Source organism: Tabrizicola sp. T74 (genome assembly GCF_057219935.1).
In genome coordinates this window covers 338,895-361,168 of the sequence record NZ_JBXVVT010000005.1, presented here as the reverse complement: position 1 = coordinate 361,168, position 22,274 = coordinate 338,895, and the positions used below count along the sequence as shown (strand labels likewise).

The window sequence follows — 22,274 nt, the reverse complement described above, 5'->3', positions numbered from 1 at the left end:
CAATGGAAAAGACCCAGAACAACAAGGCCTGGTTCCTCGTCCTGCCGGTCCTGGTGCTGGTGGCCTTCTCGGCCATCCTGCCCCTGATGACCGTGGTCAACTACGCCTTCAACGACACCTTCGGGCAGAACGAATTCTTCTGGGCCGGGATCGACTGGTTCGAGGAGATGGTCACCTCCGACCGCCTGCACGAAGCACTCGGCCGGCAGATCCTCTTCTCGGTCATCATCCTGCTGATCCAGGTCCCGCTCGGCATCTTCATCGCGCTGAACATGCCGAAAAAGGGCTTCTGGGCCTCGTTCTGCCTCGTGCTGATGGCCCTGCCGCTTCTCATCCCGTTCAACGTCGTCGGCACGATCTGGCAGATCTTCGGCCGCGTCGACATCGGGCTTCTGGGCCATACCCTCGCCGCGATGGGCATCGACTACAACTACACCAACGATCCACTGGACGCCTGGATCACCGTCATCGTGATGGACGTCTGGCACTGGACCTCGCTGGTCGCCCTCCTCTGCTACGCGGGCCTCCAGTCGATCCCCCAGGCCTACTACCAGGCCGCCAAGATCGACCAGGCCACCCGCTGGTCCGTCTTCCGCTACATCGAACTGCCGAAGATGAAGGGAGTTCTCCTCATCGCCGTCCTCCTCCGCTTCATGGACAGCTTCATGATCTATACCGAGCCCTTCGTCGTCACCGGCGGCGGCCCCGGCAACTCCACCACCTTCCTGTCGATCGACCTTGCCAAGATGGCCACCGGCCAGTTCGACCTCGGCCCTGCCGCCGCCTTTTCGATCATGTACTTCCTGGTGATCCTCCTGATCTCATGGGTCTTCTATACCGTCATGACCAACCTCGACCGTGAGGAGAACCGCTGATGCGCATCCGCTCCAACGCCGTCGTGATGACGATCTACCTCCTGTTCCTGCTAGTGCCGATCTACTGGCTGCTGGGGATGAGCCTGAAGACGAACACCGAGATCACCTCGACCTTCACCCTCTTCCCCGCAGACCTGACCTTCCGGAACTACATGGTCATCCTGACCGACCCCAGCTGGTACATGGGCTACGTCAACTCGATGATCTACGTGACGCTGAACGTGGTCATCACCATCACCGTGGCCCTGCCCGCCGCCTATGCCTTCAGCCGCTACAGCTTCATGGGCGACAAGCATCTGTTCTTCTGGCTGCTCACCAACCGCATGGCCCCCCCGGCCGTCTTCGCGCTGCCGTTCTTCCAGCTTTATTCGGCGATGAACCTGATCGACACCCACATCGCCGTGGCGCTGGCACACTGCCTCTTCAACGTGCCGCTCGCCGTCTGGATCCTGGAAGGCTTCATGCGCGGCGTCCCGAAGGAGATTGACGAGACCGCCTACATCGACGGCTATTCCTTCCCGAAGTTCTTCGTGAAGATCTTCATGCCGCTCATCGCCTCCGGCATCGGCGTCGCCGCCTTCTTCTGCTTCATGTTCAGCTGGGTAGAGCTTCTCCTCTCCCGCACGCTGACCACCACCGACGCCAAACCCATCGCCGCCACGATGACCCGGACGGTCAGCGCAAGCGGCATGGACTGGGGCGTCCTTGCCGCCGCCGGGGTCCTGACCATCGTGCCGGGGGCACTCGTCATCTACTTCGTCCGCAACTACATCGCCAAGGGCTTCGCCCTGGGGAGGGTGTGATGTCCCAGACCCGCTGGACCCCGATCTATCTGACCCTCGCAGCCATAATGGGGGCGATCCTCGCCCTCCTCCTCTGGGCTGTCCCGGTCGATGACGAAGGCGTCCGTGAATGGACCGGGCAACTGATCCCCGGCTTCTGGATGGCCTGGACCTTCCCGGTGGCGCTCTTCTTCTGGTGCATCGCGGCGCTTCTCATCATCATGACGCTGCTTGCCATCCGCTTTCCGGAAACCCCGCGCGTCGGCATCCTGCGGATCGAAACCACGCGCGGCGACCGTCTGTTCATCACCCTTCTGGGCACAGCCTTCATCCACTTGGGCTGGCTCTTCTTCGCGGGCCCCGACGCACTCTGGGGCGCGCTCATCCTCTCCCTCGCCTATGCTTTCGCGGTCTTCCGCTGGGTTTAGATGAGGGGCACTGACGACCCCGGATCGGGTGACCGGACCGGGCAAGACCAAAGGCAACGTCTCAATTCTTGGGAGGAATCACATGAGACTTCGTTCAACCGCAACAGCCATGGCGCTCGCGCTCATGGCCATGCAGGCCCCCGCCTGGGCCGACATCGAGGCGGCGAAAGCCTTCCTCGATGCCGAAATCGGCGAACTTTCGACTCTGGACCGCGCCGCGCAAGAGGCGGAAATGCAGTGGTTCATCGACGCGGCCGCGCCCTATGCGGGGATGGAGATCAAGGTCGTCTCGGAAACCATCACCACGCATGAATACGAAGCCAAGGTGCTGGCCCCGGCCTTCACCGCGATCACCGGCATCAAGGTCACCCATGACCTGATCGGCGAAGGCGACGTGGTGGAAAAGCTGCAGACGCAGATGCAGTCGGGCGAAAACATCTATGACGCCTACATCAACGATAGCGACCTGATCGGCACCCACTGGCGCTACCAGCTGGCTTACAACCTGACCGACTGGATGGCGAACGAAGGGGCTGCGGTCACCAACCCGAACCTCGACCTCGCCGACTTCATCGGCCTCAAGTTCACCACCGGCCCGGATGGCAAGGTCTACCAGCTGCCCGACCAGCAGTTCGCGAACCTCTACTGGTTCCGCTACGACTGGTTCAACGACCAGAAGACCAAGGACGACTTCAAGGCCGCCTATGGCTATGACCTTGGCGTTCCGGTCAACTGGTCGGCCTACGAGGACATCGCCGAGTTCTTCACCGGCCGCGACATGTCCTATGCGGGCGGCCCGGCCACCGGTGTCTATGGCAACATGGACTACGGCAAGAAGGACCCCTCGCTTGGCTGGCGCTACACCGACGCGTGGATGTCGATGGCCGGCATGGGCGACGTGGGTGAACCGAACGGCCTGCCGGTCGACGAATGGGGCATCCGCGTGGACGAAAACTCGCGTCCCGTCGGCTCCTGCGTGGCGCGCGGTGGTTCGACCAACGACGCGGCGGCGGTCTATGCCGTGACCAAGGCGATCGAGTGGCTGCAGAAGTACTCGCCGCCGGAAGCCCAGGGCATGACCTTCGGCGAAGCCGGTCCGGTTCCTGCACAGGGCTCCATCGCCCAGCAGATGTTCTGGTACACCGCCTTCACTGCCGACATGGTCAAGGAAGGCCTGCCGGTCATGAACGAGGACGGCACGCCCAAGTGGCGCATGGCTCCCTCGCCGCATGGCGTCTACTGGCAGGAAGGCCAGAAGATCGGCTACCAGGACGCCGGGTCCTGGACGCTCTTGAAGTCGACCCCGGTGGACCGCGCGCAGGCCGCTTGGCTCTACGCCCAGTTCATCACCTCGAAGACCGTCGACGTGAAGAAGTCCCACGTCGGCCTGACCTTCATCCGTGAATCGACGATCCAGCACGAGTCGTTTACCGAACGCGCTCCGAAACTCGGCGGTCTGATCGAGTTCTACCGCTCGCCCGCCCGCGTCCAGTGGTCGCCGACGGGGACCAACGTTCCGGACTATCCGAAGCTTGCCCAGCTGTGGTGGCAGAACATCGGCGACGCCATGTCGGGGGCGAAGACCCCGCAGGAAGCGCTCGATGCCCTCTGCGAAGAGCAGGAGAAGGTGCTGGAGCGTCTGGAAAAGGCCGGCGTCCAGGGCGACATCGGCCCGAAACTGAACGAGCCGCAGGACCCGCAGGTCTGGCTTGACGCCCCCGGCGCTCCGGTTGCCAAGCTGGAGAACGAGGACGAAGAGCCGAAGACCGTCAGCTACGACGAGCTGATCAAGTCCTGGCAGTAAGCTGAAGGGGCCCGGGCGGTGCCGAACGGTGCCGCCCGGGACCAAATTCCTTCGAAGGAATTTGCAAGAATTTTCGAAAATTCTTGCGCCAGGGCGCACCGTCTGGGATGAAATTCAAACCTTAAGATTTCCCTAACGTCCGCGACCAAGCCCTTGTAATCCTTGACACTCCAGCGTTTGTCCACCGTGGACACTTCTTCCGGCAGGCTTCCGACATGACCCACATCCTCGCCATCGACCAAGGCACCACCTCCTCCCGCGCGATCCTGTTCGACGCGTCCCTGAGGCCGGTCGCCAGCGCCCAGGAAGAGTTCCCCCAACACTACCCCCGCCCCGGCTGGGTCGAACACGACCCCGCCGACCTCTGGTCCACCGTGGCTGCGACAGCCCGGGCCGCGATCGAGAAGGCCGGGAAGGGGGCCGGCGAAATCGCCGCCATCGGCATCACCAACCAGCGCGAAACGACGCTGATCTGGGACCGCAAGACCGGCCAGCCGATCTACCCCGCCATCGTCTGGCAGGACCGCCGCACCGCCGACACCTGCGCCGCCCTCAAGGCCGCCGGGCACGAGCCCACGATCACCGCCAAGACCGGCCTCCTCCTCGACCCCTACTTTTCCGGCACCAAGGTGAAGTGGCTCCTCGACCACGTCGAAGGCGCCCGCGACCGGGCCAACCGCGGCGAACTCGCCTTCGGAACGGTCGACACCTGGCTGATCTGGAACCTCACCGGGGGCAAGGTCCACGCCACCGACGCCACCAACGCCTCCCGCACCCTCCTCTACAACATCGCCAAGGGAGAGTGGGACGCGGAAATCTGCCAGCTGCTCGGCGTGCCGATGTCCCTCCTTCCCGAGGTCCGCGACTGCGCCGCCCCCTTCGGCACCACGCGCCCCGACCTTTTCGGTCGCGAGATCCCGATCCTTGGCGTCGCGGGGGACCAGCAGGCGGCGACCGTGGGCCAGGCCTGCTTCTCCCCCGGCATGATGAAGTCGACCTACGGGACCGGCTGCTTCGCGCTCCTCAACACCGGGGCCGACATGGTCCCGTCGAAGAACCGGCTCCTCACCACCATCGCCTACCAGCTGCAGGGCAAGCCCACATACGCCCTTGAAGGCTCGATCTTCATCGCAGGCGCCGTGGTCCAGTGGCTCCGCGACGGCCTGAAGATCATCCGCGAGGCGAAGGAGACCCAGCCCCTCGCGCAAGCGGCCGAGGAGGCGCAGGGCGTCATCCTCGTCCCCGCCTTCACCGGCCTTGGCGCGCCCTACTGGCGGCCGGACTGCCGGGGGGCCGTCTTCGGGCTGACCCGCAATTCCGGCCCCGCTGAATTCGCCCGCGCGGCACTGGAAAGCGTCGGCTACCAGACCCGCGACCTGTTGGAGGCGATGCGGGCCGACTGGGGCGCGGCGGCGGATGGGGTGCTGCGGGTCGACGGGGGCATGACCGCCAGCGACTGGACGATGCAGTTCCTGTCCGACATCCTGGGCGCGCCGGTGGACCGCCCGAAGGTCACTGAGACCACCGCCCTTGGCGCGGCCTACCTCGCCGCGATGCAGGCGGAGGTGATCGGCGGGCCGGAGGAGTTCGCGAAATCCTGGGCGCTCGACCGCCGCTTCTCGCCCCAGATGGACGCCGCCACCCGTGACGCGAAATACGCCCGCTGGGGCAAGGCCATCGCCGCCACGATGTCGGTATGACGCCCTTCGGGATCACCCAACCGGGTCGCATCCTCTTCGGCCGGGGCGAGGCTGCCAAGGCCCCCGCCCTGATCCGCGCCTTCGGGCCGCGCGGGGTGGTTGTTCACGGCGCGAACCCGGCGCGCGCGGCCTGGCTGGTTGAAGCCCTGGGATCAGAGACCCTGGCGCTGCCTTGTGCGGGCGAGCCGACGCTGGCCGATCTTGAGACCGCTCTTGGACGCGCCCGCGCCCACCGTCCCGCTTGGGTGGCAAGCCTGGGTGGAGGCGCAGCGCTGGACCTTGGCAAGGCGCTGGCGGCGCTGATCCCGGCGCCGGGTGACCCAATGGACCATCTGGAGGTCGTTGGGAAAGGCCTGCCGCTGACCGCCGCCCCGCTGCCGTTCATCGCCATCCCGACCACTGCGGGCACGGGGGCAGAGGTCACGAAGAACGCCGTCATCGCGGTGGATGGCCGCAAGGTCAGCCTGCGGGACGACCGGATGGTCGCACGGCTGGCGATCGTCGACCCGGCGCTGACCGATGGCTGTCCTAAGGGCGTGACGCTGTCCTCGGGACTGGATGCGGTGACGCAGGTGATCGAGCCGTTCGTTTCGGGGAAGGCCACGCCATACACCGACGCCCTTACCCGACCGGCGATTGGCCCGGGCCTGCAGGCACTGATGCGGCTGATGCGGGAGGAGGACAGGGATGCCCGCGACCGCATGGCCTGGGTCAGTCTCTGCGGCGGGCTGGCGCTGGCCAATGCGGGCCTGGGTGCGGTGCACGGCTTTGCCGGCGTGATCGGCGGGATGACCGGGGCCGCGCATGGCTCGATCTGCGGTGCCCTTCTGGGGCCGGTCCTGCAGGCGAACCGGGACGCCACGACGGGTCAAACGCGACAACGGCTGGACGAGGTCTGCGCCGCCCTGGGCGCGACGCTTGGCTGTCCGGCGGCCGAGGCTCCGTCGGCGTTGCAGGCCTGGGCCTGGGCCGAAGGACTACCGGGGCTTGCGGCGCTGGGCGTGACCGAAGATCAGCACGCTGCCATCGTCGCGGCGGCGCGAGAGGCGTCTTCGATGAAAGGCAATCCGGTCGTGCTGTCCGATGCCGTGCTGCACGAGGTGCTTGCCCGGGCCTAGGTTGTCCTGCCAGCTTTCCGCCCGCAATTGACGCCGATCAAGGTGGTCCGGCGCGATCCGTGCAAGGGACATCGCAAGGCTTGCGAAGGAGGGCTTCCGATGCGCCTGATGATGGTTCTCTACTCGATGATTGCGACGGCCCTGGCGGGTAGCGGTGTCGTTGCCGTGCTGACCATGGGCTATGGGACGCTGTGGCCCATCGTGATTGCCGCCGCTGCCGGAGCTGTGCTGGCCCTGCCCGTGTCCTGGGCCATCGCGCGGCAGATCGACTAGGCCTCCAGGAAAACCCGGACGGTTTCCTCGAACTCACGGGGCTTTTCGGCGTGCAGCCAGTGCCCCGCGCCGGGCAGTTTGGCAAAGCGGGCCTTGGAGAACAGCGCCCGGATGACCTCGCGGTGTTCGGGCAGGACATAGCGGCTTTCCGCGCCGGTCAGGAACAGGGTCGGATGGTCGAAGACCGCTTGCGTGCCCGGCCAGCCGACGATCTTCGGCATCTCGGCTTCCAGGACGGCAAGGTTCAGCTTCCAGCGCGGCGGCTTTTGGCGCAGGTCGAGCGATTGCAGGAAGAAGGCCCGCAGGGCCGGGTCGTCAATCCGCTCGGCCAGCGCGGCATCCGCCTCGGTCCGAGTGGTGATCCGGGTCAGGTCCAGGTCGGCCATGGCGCGCGCGTTGCGGGTCTGGTCGTGACTGTAGGCCACCGGGGCAATGTCTGCGACGACCAGGCGGTGGATCAGGTCGGGGCGGGTCAGTGCCAGCTGCATCGCGGCCTTGCCGCCCATCGAATGGCCTAGAAGATCGACCGGCTGCGGCCCGAGGCTTTCGATCACCTCCGCCAGGTCGGCGGCCATGTCGGGGTAGGACTGCGTCGGGAAGCGCGGGCTGTCGCCGTGGTTGCGCATGTCGACCGCCACCACCTCGCGCCGGTCGGCGAGACGGCGGGCGACCACGCCCCAGTTCCGGCCGGAACCATACAGCCCGTGCGCGATTACAAGGGTCGGGGCATCCGAAGGACCGGCGGCGGGGTGGCGGATCGTGGCAAGCATGCGTTTTCATAGCGATAACCCCGGCTTCGGGCCAGCCCCGTCGACCATCTGCGGTTGATCGTGCCCGCAATCACCTCTAGGTTCGGGCCTGCGAGACGGAGGGGTGGCAAGATGAGTGCGGTGACGATCCAGCAGATGGCGGATCGGGTGGCTCAGCTTCTGGAAGAGCGGCTTGGGCTGGGCGGAAAGGGACTGGCCGCGAAGATGAAGCGGGCGGGGCGCCTCTTGCCGCGCAAGGTGCGGGATGCGGGCAAGCAGCTGGCGGTGTCGGCACAGAAGGCGCAGAACCCGAAGCTGTTAGGTCAGATCGACATGGGCGAGGTCACCGAGGCCTATGATGTCTGCCTGAAACATCTGATCGCCATCGACCCGGTCGACCGCAAGCGGGGCTATCTGGCCGGGATGATCGGCTCGGTCGCTTTTGGGGTGCTGGTGCTGATGATCGCGATTGCCGTGCTGTTGGCCTGGCGCGGGTATTTCTAGCCTGTCCACGCTGGGCGGGCTGGCGCAGTCCCCATATATCAAGGGCTTGGCCGTGGGCGTTTACGATTTGGCAGGGTTTTCGGCCGGGCTGCCAAGGCCCGGGCTGCGCGGCGTGTAGGACAGGGCGCTGCGGCTGACCAGCGTCACGGTCACGAAGGCCACGTACAACAGAAGATACCAGGAGCCGAGCTTGGCCAGGCTGACCATCTCGCCCGGGAGCTGGCCGGAATAGATCCAGGTGCCGGTCGCGGTGCCGACGTTCTCGGCAACCCAAAGCGCGACTGCCGCCAACAGGGCCGCGACGGGCAGCGGCATCCACCAGTGTCGGTCATGGATGCGGAACCAGATGCGGGTGCGCCAGTATAGCGCGACGGTGGCTGCGAACAGCGCATAGCGGATGTCGGGCAGAAAGTGGTGCGCGAAGAAGTTGACGTAGATCGCCGTGGCCAGCACGACAGTCAGTGCAAAGCGCGGGTATGGCGCGAACTGCATGTCGAAGACGCGGATCACCCGGGCGATGTAGCTGCCGACGGCGGCATACATGAAGCCCGAGAACAAGGGCACGCCCATCAGCTTGAAGATGCCGGGCTCGGGGTAGGCCCAGGACCCGGCATGGACCTTGAACCATTCCATCGCGGTGCCGGTGAGGTGGAAAAGGAGGATGACGCGGGCTTCCTCCCAGGTTTCCAGTTTCGTCCAGAGGAAGACGACCTGGGTCGCGACGGCGAAGAGGAAGAGCGCGTCGTAGCGGTGGAGCGGCCAGTCGGGCTGCCAGATCAGCTTGGTCAGCAGGATCACCGCGAGAAGAAGCCCGCCGAAGAGGCAGGCCCAACCCTGTTTCAGGACGAACATGACGAATTCGGCCACTGCGAACGACAGCCGCGCCCGGGCCCAGTCGCCCATGCGGTGTTCAAGTGAACGAGTGTCGCGGGTGGTCATGCGGGTCCCGACGGTAGGGTCACGGGATGTGACCGGCGGAGCGGCGCTGCGTCAAGGTCGGGTTTCCGGAAGCGGCGTGGCGAACCGGTAGAAGAGGTTCGGTTCCGAGACGATGTAGACTTCGCCCGTCGGGCCGATTGCCACGCCTTCCGCCTGGGGCACGCTGGAGGTCAGTCCGTGCCGACCAGCCCAGAGCGACAGAAGGCTGAGCGGCGCGCCCTCGGCGTCGTATTCGAGCAGGAGCGAGGACATGTGGCTGAGCAGGATCATGTTGCCGGTCGGGTCGTGCACGGAGACGGACGACAAGTCAGCCACCCCATGGCCGGCCCAGCCCTGTGGGCGCCATTCGCGCAGCGAGATTCCCAGGCCCTGATCCCGTACCGCCTGTTCCAACCCACCCAAGACGATGACGCGGACGGGCAGCATTTCCTGCACGACGACCAGTTCCTGCTTGCGCTGATCCCACGCGATGCCCTCGAACCCGAGGTTCGACAGCATCACGGGGTCAAGCATCATGAAGGGCGTGCCCGCAAGATCGATCACCTGGGTCTCGGGTGTGATCGTGATCCAGTTCAGTCGGCTCTCGCCTTCGTCCACGATGATGAATCGGTTGCCCTCGACATGGGCAATGCCTTCGACATCCCGCGCGCCGCTGACTGCGATACGGCGCAGTAGTCTCCCGTCAGGCGATAGCTCCGCCAGTTGAGGCGGGTCGTTGATCGAGGAGAACAAGGTGCCGGTTTCCGTGCTGAAGGTCAGACCGGAGGTGTTCTCGGTCAGGCCCAGGATCGGCTTGGCCTCGATCTGGACCCGGTAGGTGCCGAAATCCAGCCTTCCGCCGAGGTCGTCGGGGCCAAGCCCGCGCATGGCGAGCAGCTGGCTGGCGAGGCCGAAGATCCCGCCAGCCCAGGCCCCGGTCGCGACAAGCAGGGCGAGAACCGGAATAAGCCGGATCAGCCGTCGCCGCCGGGGGGCGGCTAGGGCCGGGGTGTCGGGACCGAAGTCCCCGGGCATCAAAGTTCCGGATAGATCGGGAACCGGGCGCAGAGCGCTTCGACTTCGGCCTTCACCTTGGCCTCGACCGCGCCGTTGCCGTCTTCGCCGTTCTTCGCGAGGCCCTCGGTCACTTCGATGATCCAGCGACCGATCTGGCGGAACTCGGGTTCACCGAAGCCGCGCGTGGTGCCTGCGGGGGTGCCGAGGCGGACTCCGCTCGTGATCGTCGGCTTTTCGGTGTCGAAGGGGATGCCGTTCTTGTTGCAGGTGATGTGGGCGCGGCCGAGGGCCTTCTCGGTTGCGTTGCCCTTCACGCCCTTGGGGCGCAGGTCCACCAGCATCAGATGGGTGTCGGTGCCGCCGGTGACGATGTCGAGGCCGCCCTTCATCAGCTCATCCGCCAGCGCCTTGGCGTTCTTCACGACCTGGGCCTGGTAGTCCTTGAAGCCGGGGCGCAGCGCTTCGCCGAAGGCCACCGCCTTGGCGGCGATGACGTGCATCAGGGGGCCGCCCTGGATGCCCGGGAAGATGGCCGAGTTGACCTTCTTGGCGATGTCCTCGTCGTTCGTGAGGATCATGCCACCACGGGGACCGCGCAGGGTCTTGTGGGTCGTGGTGGTGGCGACATGGGCATGCGGGAAGGGCGAGGGGTAGAGGCCCGCGGCCACCAGACCCGCGAAGTGCGCCATGTCGACGAGGAGGTAGGCGCCGACTGAGTCGGCAATCTCGCGCATGCGCTTGAAGTCGATCACGCGCGGAATGGCCGAGCCGCCGGCGATGATCATCTTCGGTTTGTGCTCGGTCGCCAGTTCCTGAACCTGGTCGTAGTTCAGCTCCAGATCCTGCTTGCGGACCCCGTACTGGACGGCGTGGAACCACTTGCCGGACTGGTTCGGCGCCGCACCGTGGGTCAGATGGCCACCAGCGTCCAGCGACATGCCAAGGATGGTGTCGCCGGGCTTGATCAGTGCCTGGAAGACGCCTTGGTTCGCCTGAGAGCCGGAGTTCGGCTGGACGTTGGCGAAGCCGCAGTTGAAGAGCTGCTTGGCGCGGTCGATGGCGAGGTTTTCCGCCACGTCGACGAACTGGCAGCCGCCGTAATAGCGCTTGCCCGGATAGCCCTCGGCGTACTTGTTGGTCATCACCGAGCCCTGCGCCTCCATCACGGCGCGGGAGACGATGTTTTCAGACGCGATCAGCTCGATCTCATGCCGCTGGCGGCCAAGTTCCTGGGTGACCGCGCCGAAAAGCTCGGGGTCGCGCGAGGACAGGGGTTCGGTGAAAAAGCCGGTATCGCGGTGCGGGGCATTCATGGATCGTGTCCTCCGGGCCAAGTGTGCGCAGCTATCTAGAGCATGGGTGGGCAGTGGGAAAGGCAAGAAAGCGACATGATCGGCGGTGGGGGCGAAATATTCTTACGCGGGGGAAACCGGGGGCGCGGATCGGAAACCGGGCTTGAGTTCCGGGGCGGGGGCGGCAAGAGTGCGGGCAGGCAACGGGGGCAAGGGCGTGCGGATCAGGTTCACGGCATCGAAGGCCCCGGCGGCGGTGGAGGCGCTGGCCGCCCTGACCGCGCGCTATGGGCAGGCGGATGCGCGGGTGGCAGAGGTGATCGTGGCCTTGGGCGGCGACGGGTTCATGCTGCAGACGTTGCACGCGGCGCATGGGCGGCGGCTGCCGGTCTACGGGATGAACTGCGGGACCATCGGGTTCCTGATGAACGTCTATGCGGTCGAGGATTTGCCGGCACGGCTGGTTGCGGCTGAAGAGACGGTGATCCATCCGCTGGTGATGCGGGCCGAGAACGCGAAGGGTCGGGTGACCGAGGCGCTGGCGATCAACGAGGTGTCCTTGCTGCGCCAAGGGCCGCAGGCGGCCAAGCTGCGGGTGTCGATCGACGGGCGGGTGCGGATGGAGGAGCTGGTCTGCGACGGGGCGCTGGTGGCGACGCCGGCGGGGTCGACGGCCTACAACTACTCGGCGCACGGGCCGATCCTGCCCATCGGGTCGGACGTGCTTGCGCTGACCGCGATGTCGGCCTTCCGGCCGCGGCGCTGGCGGGGGGCCTTGTTGCCATCAAGCGCGGTGGTGCGGTTCGAGGTGAACGAGGGCGAGAAGCGCCCCGTCATGGCGGATGCGGACAGCCGGTCCTCGGTGAGGGATGTGGTCAGCGTCGAGGTGCGGTCGGAACCTTCGGTGCAGCATCGCCTGCTGTTCGACCCGGGACACGGGCTGGAAGAACGGCTGATCGGCGAGCAGTTCGTCTAGGACGCCCTGGCGTTCCAGGCTTCGATCTTGCGGTAAAGGGTCGAGGGCGAGACGTCCAGCACCCGCGCGGCCTTGGGGATCGACCCACCGTAAAGCGCAAGCGTGGCCTCGATCAGCCGGCGTTCGGCCTCGGCCAGGGGGATGCCCATCAGGCTGTCGAGCGCGAGCGCATCCGGTGCGGCAAGGGCGGCTTGGACCGGCTGGCCCGGCACGCCTTCTTCGGCGAGACCGGGGGGCAGCATGTCCGGCGTGACCCAGCCGCCGGGGTTCAGCACCACCACGTTGCGCATCACGTTCAAGAGCTGGCGGACGTTCCCCGGCCAGGGCAAGGACTGCATCAGCGCGCGTGTCGCCGGATCGAGGCCATGGAACTGCCGCCCCTCCTCCTGGGCAAAGCGGGCAAGCGCTGCCTCGGCGATCTCGATCACGTCCTGCCCGCGGTCTCGGAGCGGCGGCATGTGGATCGGCACGACGTAAAGCCGGTAGTACAGGTCTTCGCGGAAATGGCCGCGGCGGACGGCGTCCAGGGGGTCGCGGTTCGTCGCGCAGACGATGCGGACGTTGACCTTACGGGGTCGGGTGGCGCCAACAGGCTGGACGGTCGAGGTCTGCAGGAAGCGCAGGAGCTTGGTCTGCAGGGCGGGGGCCATCTCGCAGATCTCGTCCAGGAACAGCGTGCCGCCGTCAGCTGCCGTGGCTGCGCCCTGCTTGTCGGAAATCGCGCCGGTGAAGCTGCCCTTCATGTGGCCGAAGACTTCCGATTCCAGCAGGTCCTGCGGGATCGCGCCGCAGTTCAGTGCGATGAAGGGCCCCGAGGCACGGTTGGAATTGGCGTGGACGGCCAGAGCGCAGAGTTCCTTCCCGGTGCCGCTTTCGCCGGTGATGAACACGGTCGCCATCGACCGCGCGACCGAGGCGATGGTGGAATGGATGCGCCGCATCGGCTCGGAGGTGCCGATGAAGCCAGAGCTTTCCGACAGCTCGGCCGACGATGGGGCAGCGGCCGCGTCGGGCTTTGCCGGATCGCGCGGCGCGGCTTCGGCCAGGGCGTTCTGCACGGCGGACAGGAAGCGGCCCTCGTCGAAGGGCTTGACCAGGAAGTCATGTGCGCCCGCGCGCATCGCCTCGACTGCGCGGTTGACCGAGCCGTTGGCGGTGATCGCGATCACCCGGGTTTCCGGCTGCAGCGTCTGGATTTCGCGCATCAGCTCCAGCCCGTCGCGGTCGGGCAGGATCAGGTCCAGAAGCACGACCATGGGCCGGTGCGCGCGGAACTGCTGCAGGCCATCCTCGGCCGAGCCCGCGACCGCGACACGGTGTCCGGCGGTGGCCAGGATCGACCGGTAGACCATCTGCAGGGACAGCGTGTCCTCGACCAGAAGGACGGAAGGGCGGGAAAGGGGCGTGACGTTCTTCATCGTGCGTGCCCGTTCGGCGGGCGGGTGTCGTGGATCAGCCGGATCAGGCTGGACAGCTCGGACAGAAGCGTCGGCATCAGCTTGTCGAGCGCCCTGCGATCCTGGCTGTGTGCGATGGCGTTCAGCGCCTCGGACATCGCCTGCAGGGACAAGGCGCCCACCGAACCCGACAGCGAGATCAGGACATGGCTGCCTTCGCGCAGCGTCTTCCAGTCATGCGATGCCGCCCCCGCAATCACTGCCGATTCAGTCGCGCGCAGGTCTTCGGTCAGCCGGGCCAGGAGTTCGACGGCCATGTCCGGACCGGTGATTTCCAGCAGATGGTTCAGCCGGGAGGGATCAAAGTCCATCAGGCCGACCGGTTCCGACAGTGTCGGTTCCGCCAGCCGGATGGTGGTTTCCTCGATCAGGAACAGGGCGGCCAACTGGTCCGGCGTCGTCAGGTGGGGCCGAACGCCTTCGATTGCATGGCGCAGGTTTGCCAGCGCCCTTGATTTACCCCCGGTGGCCATCACGACAGATTCGTCCCGAAATGCGAAGAATTCATTTGCATAATGCGACAGGTGCCGCAAATTGCGACGCCTGTCCAGTGTTCTTCGCGCTATCCGCGAGCGAGACCCAAAGTTTTCAACGCTTGGGCGATCTCATCCAGGATCGCGGGATCGTCGATGGTGGCGGGCATCTTCCAGGGCTGGCTGTCAGCGATCTTGACCATGGTGCCGCGCAGGATCTTGCCGGACCGGGTCTTGGGCAGACGGTCCACCACCACGGCGCGCTTGAAGTCTGCCACGGGGCCGATCTGGTCGCGCACCAGTTGGACGCATTCCTTGACCACTTCGGCATGCGGCCGGTTCGAGCCCTTGTTGAGGCAGAGGAAGCCGAGCGGCGACTGGCCCTTGAGGTCGTCGGCCACCCCGATCACGGCGCATTCGGCGACGTCCTTGTGGCTGGCCAGAACCTCCTCCATCGCGCCGGTCGACAGGCGGTGGCCTGCGACGTTGATGACGTCATCGGTGCGGGCCATGATGTAGAGATAGCCGTCGGCGTCGATGTAGCCCGCGTCGCCGGTTTCATAGTAGCCGGGGAAGTGGTTCAGGTAGGACTTGCGAAAGCGGTCCTCGGCGTTCCAGAGGGTCGGCAGCGTACCGGGGGGCAGGGGCAGCTTGATCGCGATCGCGCCCAGCGTGCCTGGGCTGACGGGGTGGCCGCCTTCGTCCAGCACCTGAACGTCGAAGCCCGGCATGGCGACCGAAGGCGAGCCGATCTTGACCGGTAGGTGCTCGATCCCCAGCGGGTTCGCGGCGATGGCATAACCGGTTTCGGTCTGCCACCAATGGTCGATGACCGGGACTTTCAGGTGATTTTGTGCCCAGTGGATCGTGTCGGGGTCGGCCCGTTCCCCCGCCAGGTAGAGGGCCTGAAGGGTGGGGAGCGGCGGGACCAGTTTGCCTTCGGGGTCGTCACGCTTGATGGCGCGGAGGGCGGTGGGGGCAGTGAAGAAGCTGCGGATCTTGTGTTCGTTGATGACGCGCCAGAAGGCGGCGGCGTCAGGGGTGCCGACGGGTTTGCCTTCGTAGACCACGGTGGTGCAGCCGGCGATGAGGGGGGCGTAGCAGATGTAGCTGTGGCCGACGACCCAGCCCACGTCGCTGGCGGCCCAGAAGACATCGCCCGCGCCGCAGTTGTAGATCGCGCGCATCGTCCAGTTGAGCGCGACAAGGTGCCCGGCGGTGGGGCGGACGACGCCCTTGGGCGCGCCGGTGGTGCCGGAGGTATAGAGGATATAGGCCGGGTGGTTGCCTGCGACGGGGGTGCAGTCGGCGGGGGTGACGCCGTACTGGAATTCGTGCCAGGCGACATCGCGGCCTGGGATCAGCTTCGCGACCTCTTGCTCGCGCTGGAAAATCACGCAGAAGTCGGGCTTGTGGTCGGCCAGGTCGATGGCGGCGTCGAGGAGGGGTTTGTAGTGGACGGTGCGGGAGGGCTCGATCCCGCAAGAGGCCGCGATGATCGCCTTGGGGGTACAGTCGTCGATGCGGACGGCAAGCTCGTTCGCGGCAAAGCCGCCGAAGACGACGGAGTGAATGGCGCCAAGGCGGGCGCAGGCGAGCATCGCCTCCAGGGCCTCTGGGACCATCGGCATGTAGATGATGACGCGGTCGCCCTTTTCGATGCCCTTGGCCTTCAGCGCCCCGGCGAGGCGGGCGACGCGGTCCTGCAGTTCGGCGTAGGTGATGACGTGTTTCGTGCCAGTGACGGGGCTGTCATGGATGATGGCGGGCTGCTTGCCGCGGCCGGCGATGACGTGACGGTCGACTGCGTTCCAGCAGGTGTTCACCTCGGCGTCGGTGAACCATTCGTAGAGGGGCGCGCGGCTGTCATCGAGCGCCTTGCCGGGTTTCTTCACCCAGTCGATGCCCCCGGCGGCGGAAAGCCAGAAACCCTCCGGGTCCTTCTGCCACTGGCTGTAGACCTGTGCGTAGCTCATCGCGATCTCCCCCCGCTGCTGCACTGCGGTGGTGGTATGCGATGGGATGCCGGTCACGCAACGGTGTTACCGGTAGCGGGGTGCGACTAATTTGCAGAATTTGCCTGTTTCCGGCGCCTGGATTTGCAAAGTCTGGAAAACTGCCAATCATGTGGCGACGCGAAAAGCCGGTTTGCAAAGCCGTCAGGTATAGGCGAGTCGCAAGCCACCCCAATGCTGGCCGCGGACGATGATCGGGGCCGAGACATCCATCATGATCCGGTATTCCCCCCCACCCATGTCGCGGCGGTAGACTTGCAACAGGAACGGCTCCGTGTTGCGCCCGGCCTTCAGGCCGACGCGGTCGGCGAAGATGCGGCGGTTTCGGCAGTTCGCGGCGTTCCACACCGGGTCACGACCCTGCGGCCGCGAGAACTTGACGTTGTGGGTCGGCAGATAGCCGTTGCGATCGACCGCCGCGCAGAAGACGACACGGTCGGATAGGTCAAGCGCCGCCTCTTGCACTTCGGGGAACAGCCGGTCGGTCAGAGTGGTGAAGGGGGCCATGACCTGGGCCGGATCGCTGTTCGGGACCGGGCGGTAGTCGGAACTGAAGAGCGCGGCCTGTGTGATTTCGCCCCGGTCCAGCGCAGCTTCAAGAAGGTGGGACAGCTTGGCCGCATCGGCCATCACGCGGTCGATGAACTGCTTCTCGCTGCTGGCAGCACCAAGCGAGACGGCGTGCTGGACCATCGATTCGGAGGTATCGATCAGCTCCAGCGAGCGGGCGCCGAGTTGGGTGATATCCTCGCCGCGCTTGCGCAGGTTGGTTTCCAGTTCGCGGATGTCGGGCGCATAGGCTGAGACCGCATCCCGCACACGCGAGGTCGCCCCACCGATCGAACCGGCCACGGCATCCAGCGCGGACATGCCCTGTCGGATGTCGTCCAGCGCGCGGTCCATGTCCTGCGAGCTTGCGACGACCTTTTCGGCATCCGCCATCACCTCGACCGCGCCGGCGGCAAAGCTTTCAGCCTCTTCGCGCACGCGGGTCAGGCTTTGGCCGATCCCGCTGGCTGCCGTCCCCGTGTCACGTGCAAGCTGGCCGATCGCCTCAGCAATAACGGAAAAGCCCGCGCCGGATGAGCCGGCACGCGCAGCCTCGATCCGGGCATTCAGCGCCAGGATGTTCACCTCGCGCGCGATGTGGGTGATGAGCGAGAGGTCCTTCTCGGTCGCGGAAAGCGAATCCATGAATTCGGCCATCCAGCCCCGCACGCCCGAGACCCAGTCGGTGATTCGCAGCGCCTGACCCAGCGAGTCCTGCATGATCGTCACTGAACCTTCGATCACCTGGCGTGAGGAAGTGGCCGCCTCGACCACGGTCTGGGCGGCGGTCTGCATCTGGCCGGTTTCGTCCAGCACCCGATCAAGCCCGCGGCCGATCTTGGTCAGAAGTCCCTGTTCGGCCTTGGCATTCTGGTCAAGGTCATCCAGGAACCGGGCAATTTCCACGGCCGAGCGACCGACCTGCCCGGCCTCGTGCGCGACGGCATTCAGCTTGGTCCAGTCAGCGGCAGTCTCTTCCGCGGGGGTTGCGCCCTGGAAGGGATGATGGGCGGCAAAGGTCATGAACACTCCGTCCTCTGGGCTGCGGACAGAATGGCAACAAGGCCTGAAGGCAGTGTTAACGGCTATCCGTAATGTGCGACGGGAGTCCCTGCGATGGCGGACATGTTCAGAAGGCCCCGCGCGGTGATTGCCGGGGTCACGACATGCGCCTTGTTGCCCATGCCCATCAGGATCGGGCCGACCTCCAGCCCGCCTGCCTTGACCTTCAGGATGTTGCGGACGCCCGAGGCGACCTCGGAGGAGGCGAAGACGAGGACGTTCGCCGCGCCTTCGTAGCGGGAGCCCGGCAAGAGGCGGTCGCGGATCGACTGGTCGAGGGCCGCGTCGATGTTCATCTCGCCTTCGTAGGCGAAGTCGGGCTCGCGGGCGTCGAGCATCTCGAGCGCGTCGCGCATCCGGCGGGCGCTGGCGGTATCCATGTTGCCGAACTGCGACTGCGTGCAGAGCGCGATCTTGGGCGCAAGGCCGAAGCGGCGGACATGGCGGGCGGCGCCGATGACCGTCTCCATGATCTGCTGCGGCGAAGGTTCCGGGTGCACATGCGTGTCGGCGATGAAGAGCGGGCCGTCTTCCAGGATCATCAGCGACAGGGCGGCGACGGGGTGGAGACCCCCGCGCGCGAGGATCTGGCGGACATAGCCCAAGTGCCAGTTGAACTGGCCGAAGGTGCCGCAGATCATGCTGTCGGCTTCGTCCCGGTGGACCATGATCGCGGCGATGGCGGTGGAGTTGGTGCGCATCACGGCGCGGGCGGTGTCGGGGGTCACGCCGCGGCGGGCCATCAGCTCGTGATAGGTGCCCCAATAGTCGCGGTAGCGGTGGTCGTTTTCCGGGTTCACCAGATGGAAGTCGCGGCCCGGGCGGATCGGCAGGCCGAAGCGTTCGCAGCGCGCCTCGACCACTTCGGGACGGCCGATCAGGATCGGCTGGTCGTTCGTCTCTTCCAGCATCGCGTTGGCGGCGCGGAGGACGCGCTCGTCCTCGCCTTCGGCAAAGACGATGCGGCGGGCGGCCATTTTTGACGCCTCGAACACCGGGCGCATCAGGAGGGCGGATTTGAAGACCGACCCGTCGAGGTTGCGCTTGTAGGCGTCGAGGTCCTGTAAGGGCCTGGTGGCAACGCCGGTTTCCATCGCGGCCTTGGCGACGGCAGAGGCGACGACGCCGATCAGGCGGGGGTCGAAGGGTTTCGGGATCAGGTAGTCGGGGCCAAAGCTGAGGGTCTCGCCCCGGTAGGCGGCGGCGGCCTCGGCTGACGTGGTGGCGCGGGCGAGGGCGGCGATGCCTTCGATGCAGGCCAGTTCCATCGCATCGTTGATCGTGGTCGCGCCGACGTCGAGCGCACCCCGGAAGATGAAGGGGAAGCAGAGGACGTTGTTGACCTGGTTCGGGAAGTCCGACCGGCCCGTGGCGATGATCGCGCCGGGGGCGACCTTGCGCGCATCGTCGGGCAGGATTTCCGGGGTGGGGTTCGCAAGCGCGAAGATGATCGGGTTCGGGGCCATGGTTTTCACCATGTCGGGCGTCAGGACGCCGGGGCCCGAGAGGCCGAGGAAGAGGTCGGCCCCCTGGATGACGTCGGCGAGGGTGGCGGGCTTTTCGCCTTGGGCGAAGGCTGCCTTCTGCTGGGTCATCTGCTCGGCCCGACCGTGGTAGACGAGGCCTTCAAGGTCGCAGAGCCAGACGTTTTCGCGTTTCACGCCCAGCTTCACCAGCATTTCCAGGCAGGCAATTCCGGCCGCCCCGCCGCCGGTGGAGACGACCTTGATGTCGCCAAAGGACTTGCCGGCGACGATCATCGCGTTGGTGGCCGCCGCGCCGACGACGATGGCGGTGCCGTGCTGGTCGTCGTGGAAGACCGGAATGTTCATCCGTTCGCGGCAGAGCTTTTCGACGATGAAGCAGTCGGGGGCCTTGATGTCCTCAAGGTTCACCGCGCCGAAGGAGGGTTCCAGCGCGCAGACGATCTCGGCCAGCTTGACTGGGTCGGGTTCGTTCACCTCGATGTCGAAGCAGTCGATGTTGGCGAATTTCTTGAAGAGGACGGCCTTGCCTTCCATGACGGGTTTGGAGGCTAGAGCACCAATGTTGCCGAGGCCAAGGACCGCGGTGCCGTTCGAGATGACGGCGACGAGGTTGCCCTTGGAGGTGTAGCGGGAGGCGGTCGACGGGTCGGCCTTGATCTCAAGGCAGGCCTCGGCCACGCCGGGGGAATAGGCGCGGGCCAGGTCGCGGCCGTTGGCGAGGGGTTTGGTGGCGCGAATCTCCAGTTTCCCGGGCTTTGGAAACTCGTGATAGTCCAGCGCCGCCTGCCGTGCCGCCTGTTTCGCCTCGTCCTGCCGGTCGTCCATCTGTCCCCTCCTGAAGATGGTTTAATGTTGAACCATCTTTTGTGAGCCGGTTTTATTGGTGGGTATCCGGCCTTGCGGTGCCACCATGCCTGCATTTGCGGGTTATGGAAATCGTGGAAAACCCGCAAGCGGTTTTCGGCTTTGCAAGCAAGTGGTGGCGCTAACGATTGCAGGAGTATACTGATCTGGCCGATTTTGCGCAGTAAGCTCCGGTTTGGCTGGACATGTGGCTTGAACGGTATACTTTTCACCGATGTCCCGCACCAGCCACCGCACCCGCATTCACGAAGCCCTGCGCTTGCGCCTTCAGCGCGGCGAGGTGGGGCCGGATGTGCGGCTGGTGGACCATGCAATAGCCGAGGAGATGGGCGTAAGCCGGATGCCGGTGCGCGAGGCGCTGATGCAGCTGGTCTCCGAGGGCTATCTGGAGAGCACCAGCCGGGGGTTTGCGCTGCCGAACCTGTCGCCGGAGCGGATCGCGGAGGTGTTCGTGCTGCGCCGCCTGCTGGAGCCTCATGCCGTGGCCTGTGTGGCGCGGGACCGGTCTGAGGGGGACCTTGAGGCGATGCGGGCGGGGCTGGCGGTGGCCGAGGCGGCGGGAGAGGACGTGGCCGCTTTCCATCGCGGGTCCGAAGCGTTCCGGAATGCCTGGCTGGGGGCGGTGCGGAATTCCGAACTGCGGCATGCCATCCAGCGCTACTCCGGGCAGGTGCAGTCCGTGCGCTTTGCCACACTGCCGGACCCGGCGGCGCGCCGGACGATTGTCGCGGGGCTGCGCGCCCTGCTGGACGCCTTCGAGGCGCAGGATGGGCCGAGGGCCTCTGACCTGATGCTGCGCTTCATCTATGACGCCGAAACCGCCTACCACCGCCTTGAGGAGGGACCATGACCCAGGAAATCCGCGCCGAGATCCGGCTGCCGACGCACGAACTGCGGGACGACCTGCCGTTCTATACGAAGACGCTGGGCTTTCGGCTGGACATGATCTTTCCGGCGGACAACCCCTCCGTCGCGGTGCTGTCGGGGCATGGGGTGCGCCTGCGGATCGAGAAGGGAGCGAGCGAGGCCCCGGGAACCTTGCGCATCCTGACGGATGATCCGGGGTTCGCGGGTGGAGCGAAGTCGCTGGTGGCGCCGAACGGGACGCGGGTGGAGGTGGATGAGCTGAACCCGCCCGTGGTGACGCCTGCAACGGAACATGCCTTCGTGGTGCGCAGGCTGGCGGACCAGGCGCCCTGGGTGATCGGGCGGGCGGGGATGGAGTATCGCGACCTGGTGCCGACGCGGCTCGGCGGCGCGATGATCGCCAGCCACATCCGCGTGCCGGACGGGCCGGTGCCGGACATGGTGCATTACCACAAGGTGGGCTTCCAGCTTATCTTCTGCGTCGCGGGCTGGGTGGATGTTCTTTATGAAGATCAAGGCGGTATCCGCCGCATCCATGCCGGGGACTGCTTCATCCAGCCGCCGGGCATCCGTCACAAGGTGCTGCATTCCGAAGGCGTGCAGGTGGTAGAGATCGGCGTCCCGGCCGAGCATGTGACCGAGATCGACCATGAGATGACGCTTCCCACGGCGCACTATCGGCCTGAACGCGAGTGGGACGGGCAGCGGTTTGTCCATGACATCGGGAAGGAGGGGGTGTTCAAGCCGTTCCGCATCCCGGGCTTCGAGGCGCGGGATACCGGGATCATGACGGCAACGAAGGGCGTGGCCTCGGTCATGGTGGCGCGGCCGGTGGGCGAGGCGCCGTGGACGGTGCATGATGGCGATATCCTGTTCACGTTCGTGATGTCGGGCGGGATGACGCTGGAAGGCGAGGGGAAGGACCCATTCCGCCTGTCACCAGGTGATGCATTCGTGATCCCTCCCGGCATGGCGACGCGGTATGCGGAGGCGACCGCGGACCTGGAGCTTCTGGAGGTGACGCTGCCGGGCAATCCGGCGACGCGGGTGGTTGATCGGTGAAG

The 22,274-nt window shown here is 66.0% G+C and carries 20 protein-coding genes; 11 read left to right on the top strand and 9 right to left on the bottom strand.

Annotated elements, in window-relative coordinates; genetic code table 11:
• The first annotated feature begins 2 nt into the window (after positions 1–2).
• From AC2EAL_RS16665 to AC2EAL_RS16635, 7 genes are all read left to right on the top strand, one after another.
• Positions 3–875: a carbohydrate ABC transporter permease gene (locus AC2EAL_RS16665; protein WP_484725351.1), complete on the top strand. Its 873-nt coding sequence runs from the start codon at positions 3–5 to the stop codon at positions 873–875.
• Positions 875–1,678: a carbohydrate ABC transporter permease gene (locus AC2EAL_RS16660; protein ID WP_484725350.1), complete on the top strand. Its 804-nt coding sequence runs from the start codon at positions 875–877 to the stop codon at positions 1,676–1,678. The genes AC2EAL_RS16665 and AC2EAL_RS16660 overlap by 1 nt, the downstream gene beginning before the upstream one ends.
• Positions 1,678–2,085 carry a DUF2160 domain-containing protein gene (locus AC2EAL_RS16655; protein WP_484725349.1) on the top strand — a complete coding sequence of 136 codons (408 nt, stop codon included), beginning with the start codon at positions 1,678–1,680 and terminating at the stop codon, positions 2,083–2,085. Before AC2EAL_RS16660 ends, AC2EAL_RS16655 begins: the two co-directional genes overlap by 1 nt.
• 82 nt (positions 2,086–2,167) lie before the next feature.
• Positions 2,168–3,889 carry an ABC transporter substrate-binding protein gene (locus AC2EAL_RS16650; protein ID WP_484725348.1) on the top strand — a complete coding sequence of 574 codons (1,722 nt, stop codon included), beginning with the start codon at positions 2,168–2,170 and terminating at the stop codon, positions 3,887–3,889.
• 215 nt (positions 3,890–4,104) lie between these two features.
• Positions 4,105–5,589 carry a glycerol kinase GlpK gene (glpK, locus tag AC2EAL_RS16645; RefSeq protein WP_484725347.1) on the top strand — a complete coding sequence of 495 codons (1,485 nt, stop codon included), beginning with the start codon at positions 4,105–4,107 and terminating at the stop codon, positions 5,587–5,589.
• A complete protein-coding gene (locus AC2EAL_RS16640) occupies positions 5,586–6,707 on the top strand; it encodes an iron-containing alcohol dehydrogenase (protein WP_484725346.1) in 1,122 nt (373 codons plus the stop codon). The genes glpK and AC2EAL_RS16640 overlap by 4 nt, the downstream gene beginning before the upstream one ends.
• A gap of 99 nt (positions 6,708–6,806) precedes the next feature.
• Complete coding sequence (locus AC2EAL_RS16635; RefSeq protein ID WP_484725345.1) at positions 6,807–6,980, top strand: CTP synthetase; 174 nt, start codon at positions 6,807–6,809, stop codon at positions 6,978–6,980.
• Here the strand turns inward: AC2EAL_RS16635 and AC2EAL_RS16630 are convergent.
• The gene (locus AC2EAL_RS16630; protein WP_484725344.1) at positions 6,977–7,750 is read right to left on the bottom strand and encodes an alpha/beta fold hydrolase; all 774 of its coding nucleotides are present in this window, start codon (positions 7,748–7,750) and stop codon (positions 6,977–6,979) included. The genes AC2EAL_RS16635 and AC2EAL_RS16630 overlap by 4 nt on opposite strands.
• Before the next feature lie 111 nt (positions 7,751–7,861).
• Here AC2EAL_RS16630 and AC2EAL_RS16625 point away from each other — a divergent pair, with 111 nt between their 5' ends.
• On the top strand, positions 7,862–8,233 hold the full coding sequence (locus tag AC2EAL_RS16625; RefSeq protein ID WP_484725343.1) for a hypothetical protein: 372 nt from the start codon (positions 7,862–7,864) through the stop codon (positions 8,231–8,233).
• Positions 8,234–8,293: 60 nt separating this feature from the next.
• On the opposite strand, the gene AC2EAL_RS16620 is transcribed toward AC2EAL_RS16625, so the two are convergent.
• From AC2EAL_RS16620 to glyA, 3 genes are read right to left on the bottom strand one after another with little or no spacing between them, the layout of a single operon-like run.
• On the bottom strand, positions 8,294–9,172 hold the full coding sequence (locus AC2EAL_RS16620; RefSeq protein WP_484725342.1) for a DUF817 domain-containing protein: 879 nt from the start codon (positions 9,170–9,172) through the stop codon (positions 8,294–8,296).
• A gap of 51 nt (positions 9,173–9,223) precedes the next feature.
• The gene (locus AC2EAL_RS16615) at positions 9,224–10,186 is read right to left on the bottom strand and encodes an SdiA-regulated domain-containing protein (protein ID WP_484725341.1); all 963 of its coding nucleotides are present in this window, start codon (positions 10,184–10,186) and stop codon (positions 9,224–9,226) included.
• On the bottom strand, positions 10,186–11,481 hold the full coding sequence (gene glyA, locus AC2EAL_RS16610; protein ID WP_484725340.1) for a serine hydroxymethyltransferase: 1,296 nt from the start codon (positions 11,479–11,481) through the stop codon (positions 10,186–10,188). Before glyA ends, AC2EAL_RS16615 begins: the two co-directional genes overlap by 1 nt.
• Positions 11,482–11,677: 196 nt before the next feature.
• On the opposite strand from glyA, the gene AC2EAL_RS16605 reads away from it, so the two are divergent.
• On the top strand, positions 11,678–12,436 hold the full coding sequence (locus AC2EAL_RS16605) for an NAD kinase (RefSeq protein WP_484725339.1): 759 nt from the start codon (positions 11,678–11,680) through the stop codon (positions 12,434–12,436).
• On the opposite strand, the gene AC2EAL_RS16600 is transcribed toward AC2EAL_RS16605, so the two are convergent.
• The 5 genes from AC2EAL_RS16600 to AC2EAL_RS16580 form a co-directional block, all read right to left on the bottom strand.
• On the bottom strand, positions 12,433–13,854 hold the full coding sequence (locus AC2EAL_RS16600) for a sigma-54-dependent transcriptional regulator (RefSeq protein WP_484725338.1): 1,422 nt from the start codon (positions 13,852–13,854) through the stop codon (positions 12,433–12,435). The genes AC2EAL_RS16605 and AC2EAL_RS16600 overlap by 4 nt on opposite strands.
• Positions 13,851–14,366 (bottom strand): hypothetical protein, encoded by a 516-nt coding sequence (locus AC2EAL_RS16595; protein WP_484725337.1) that lies wholly within the window; start codon positions 14,364–14,366, stop codon positions 13,851–13,853. The genes AC2EAL_RS16600 and AC2EAL_RS16595 overlap by 4 nt, the downstream gene beginning before the upstream one ends.
• Before the next feature lie 89 nt (positions 14,367–14,455).
• Entirely contained in the window at positions 14,456–16,342 is a 1,887-nt protein-coding gene (locus AC2EAL_RS16590) for a propionyl-CoA synthetase (protein WP_484725336.1), read from the bottom strand.
• Positions 16,343–16,525: 183 nt separating this feature from the next.
• On the bottom strand, positions 16,526–17,953 hold the full coding sequence (locus tag AC2EAL_RS16585) for a methyl-accepting chemotaxis protein (protein WP_484725335.1): 1,428 nt from the start codon (positions 17,951–17,953) through the stop codon (positions 16,526–16,528).
• 62 nt (positions 17,954–18,015) lie between these two features.
• A complete protein-coding gene (locus AC2EAL_RS16580; protein WP_484725334.1) occupies positions 18,016–20,304 on the bottom strand; it encodes an NADP-dependent malic enzyme in 2,289 nt (762 codons plus the stop codon).
• Positions 20,305–20,557: 253 nt separating this feature from the next.
• Here AC2EAL_RS16580 and AC2EAL_RS16575 point away from each other — a divergent pair, with 253 nt between their 5' ends.
• Both AC2EAL_RS16575 and AC2EAL_RS16570 read left to right on the top strand, forming a co-directional pair.
• Positions 20,558–21,193 carry a GntR family transcriptional regulator gene (locus AC2EAL_RS16575; RefSeq protein ID WP_484725333.1) on the top strand — a complete coding sequence of 212 codons (636 nt, stop codon included), beginning with the start codon at positions 20,558–20,560 and terminating at the stop codon, positions 21,191–21,193.
• Entirely contained in the window at positions 21,190–22,272 is a 1,083-nt protein-coding gene (locus tag AC2EAL_RS16570; protein ID WP_484725332.1) for a cupin domain-containing protein, read from the top strand. Before AC2EAL_RS16575 ends, AC2EAL_RS16570 begins: the two co-directional genes overlap by 4 nt.
• Positions 22,273–22,274 lie beyond the last annotated feature (2 nt).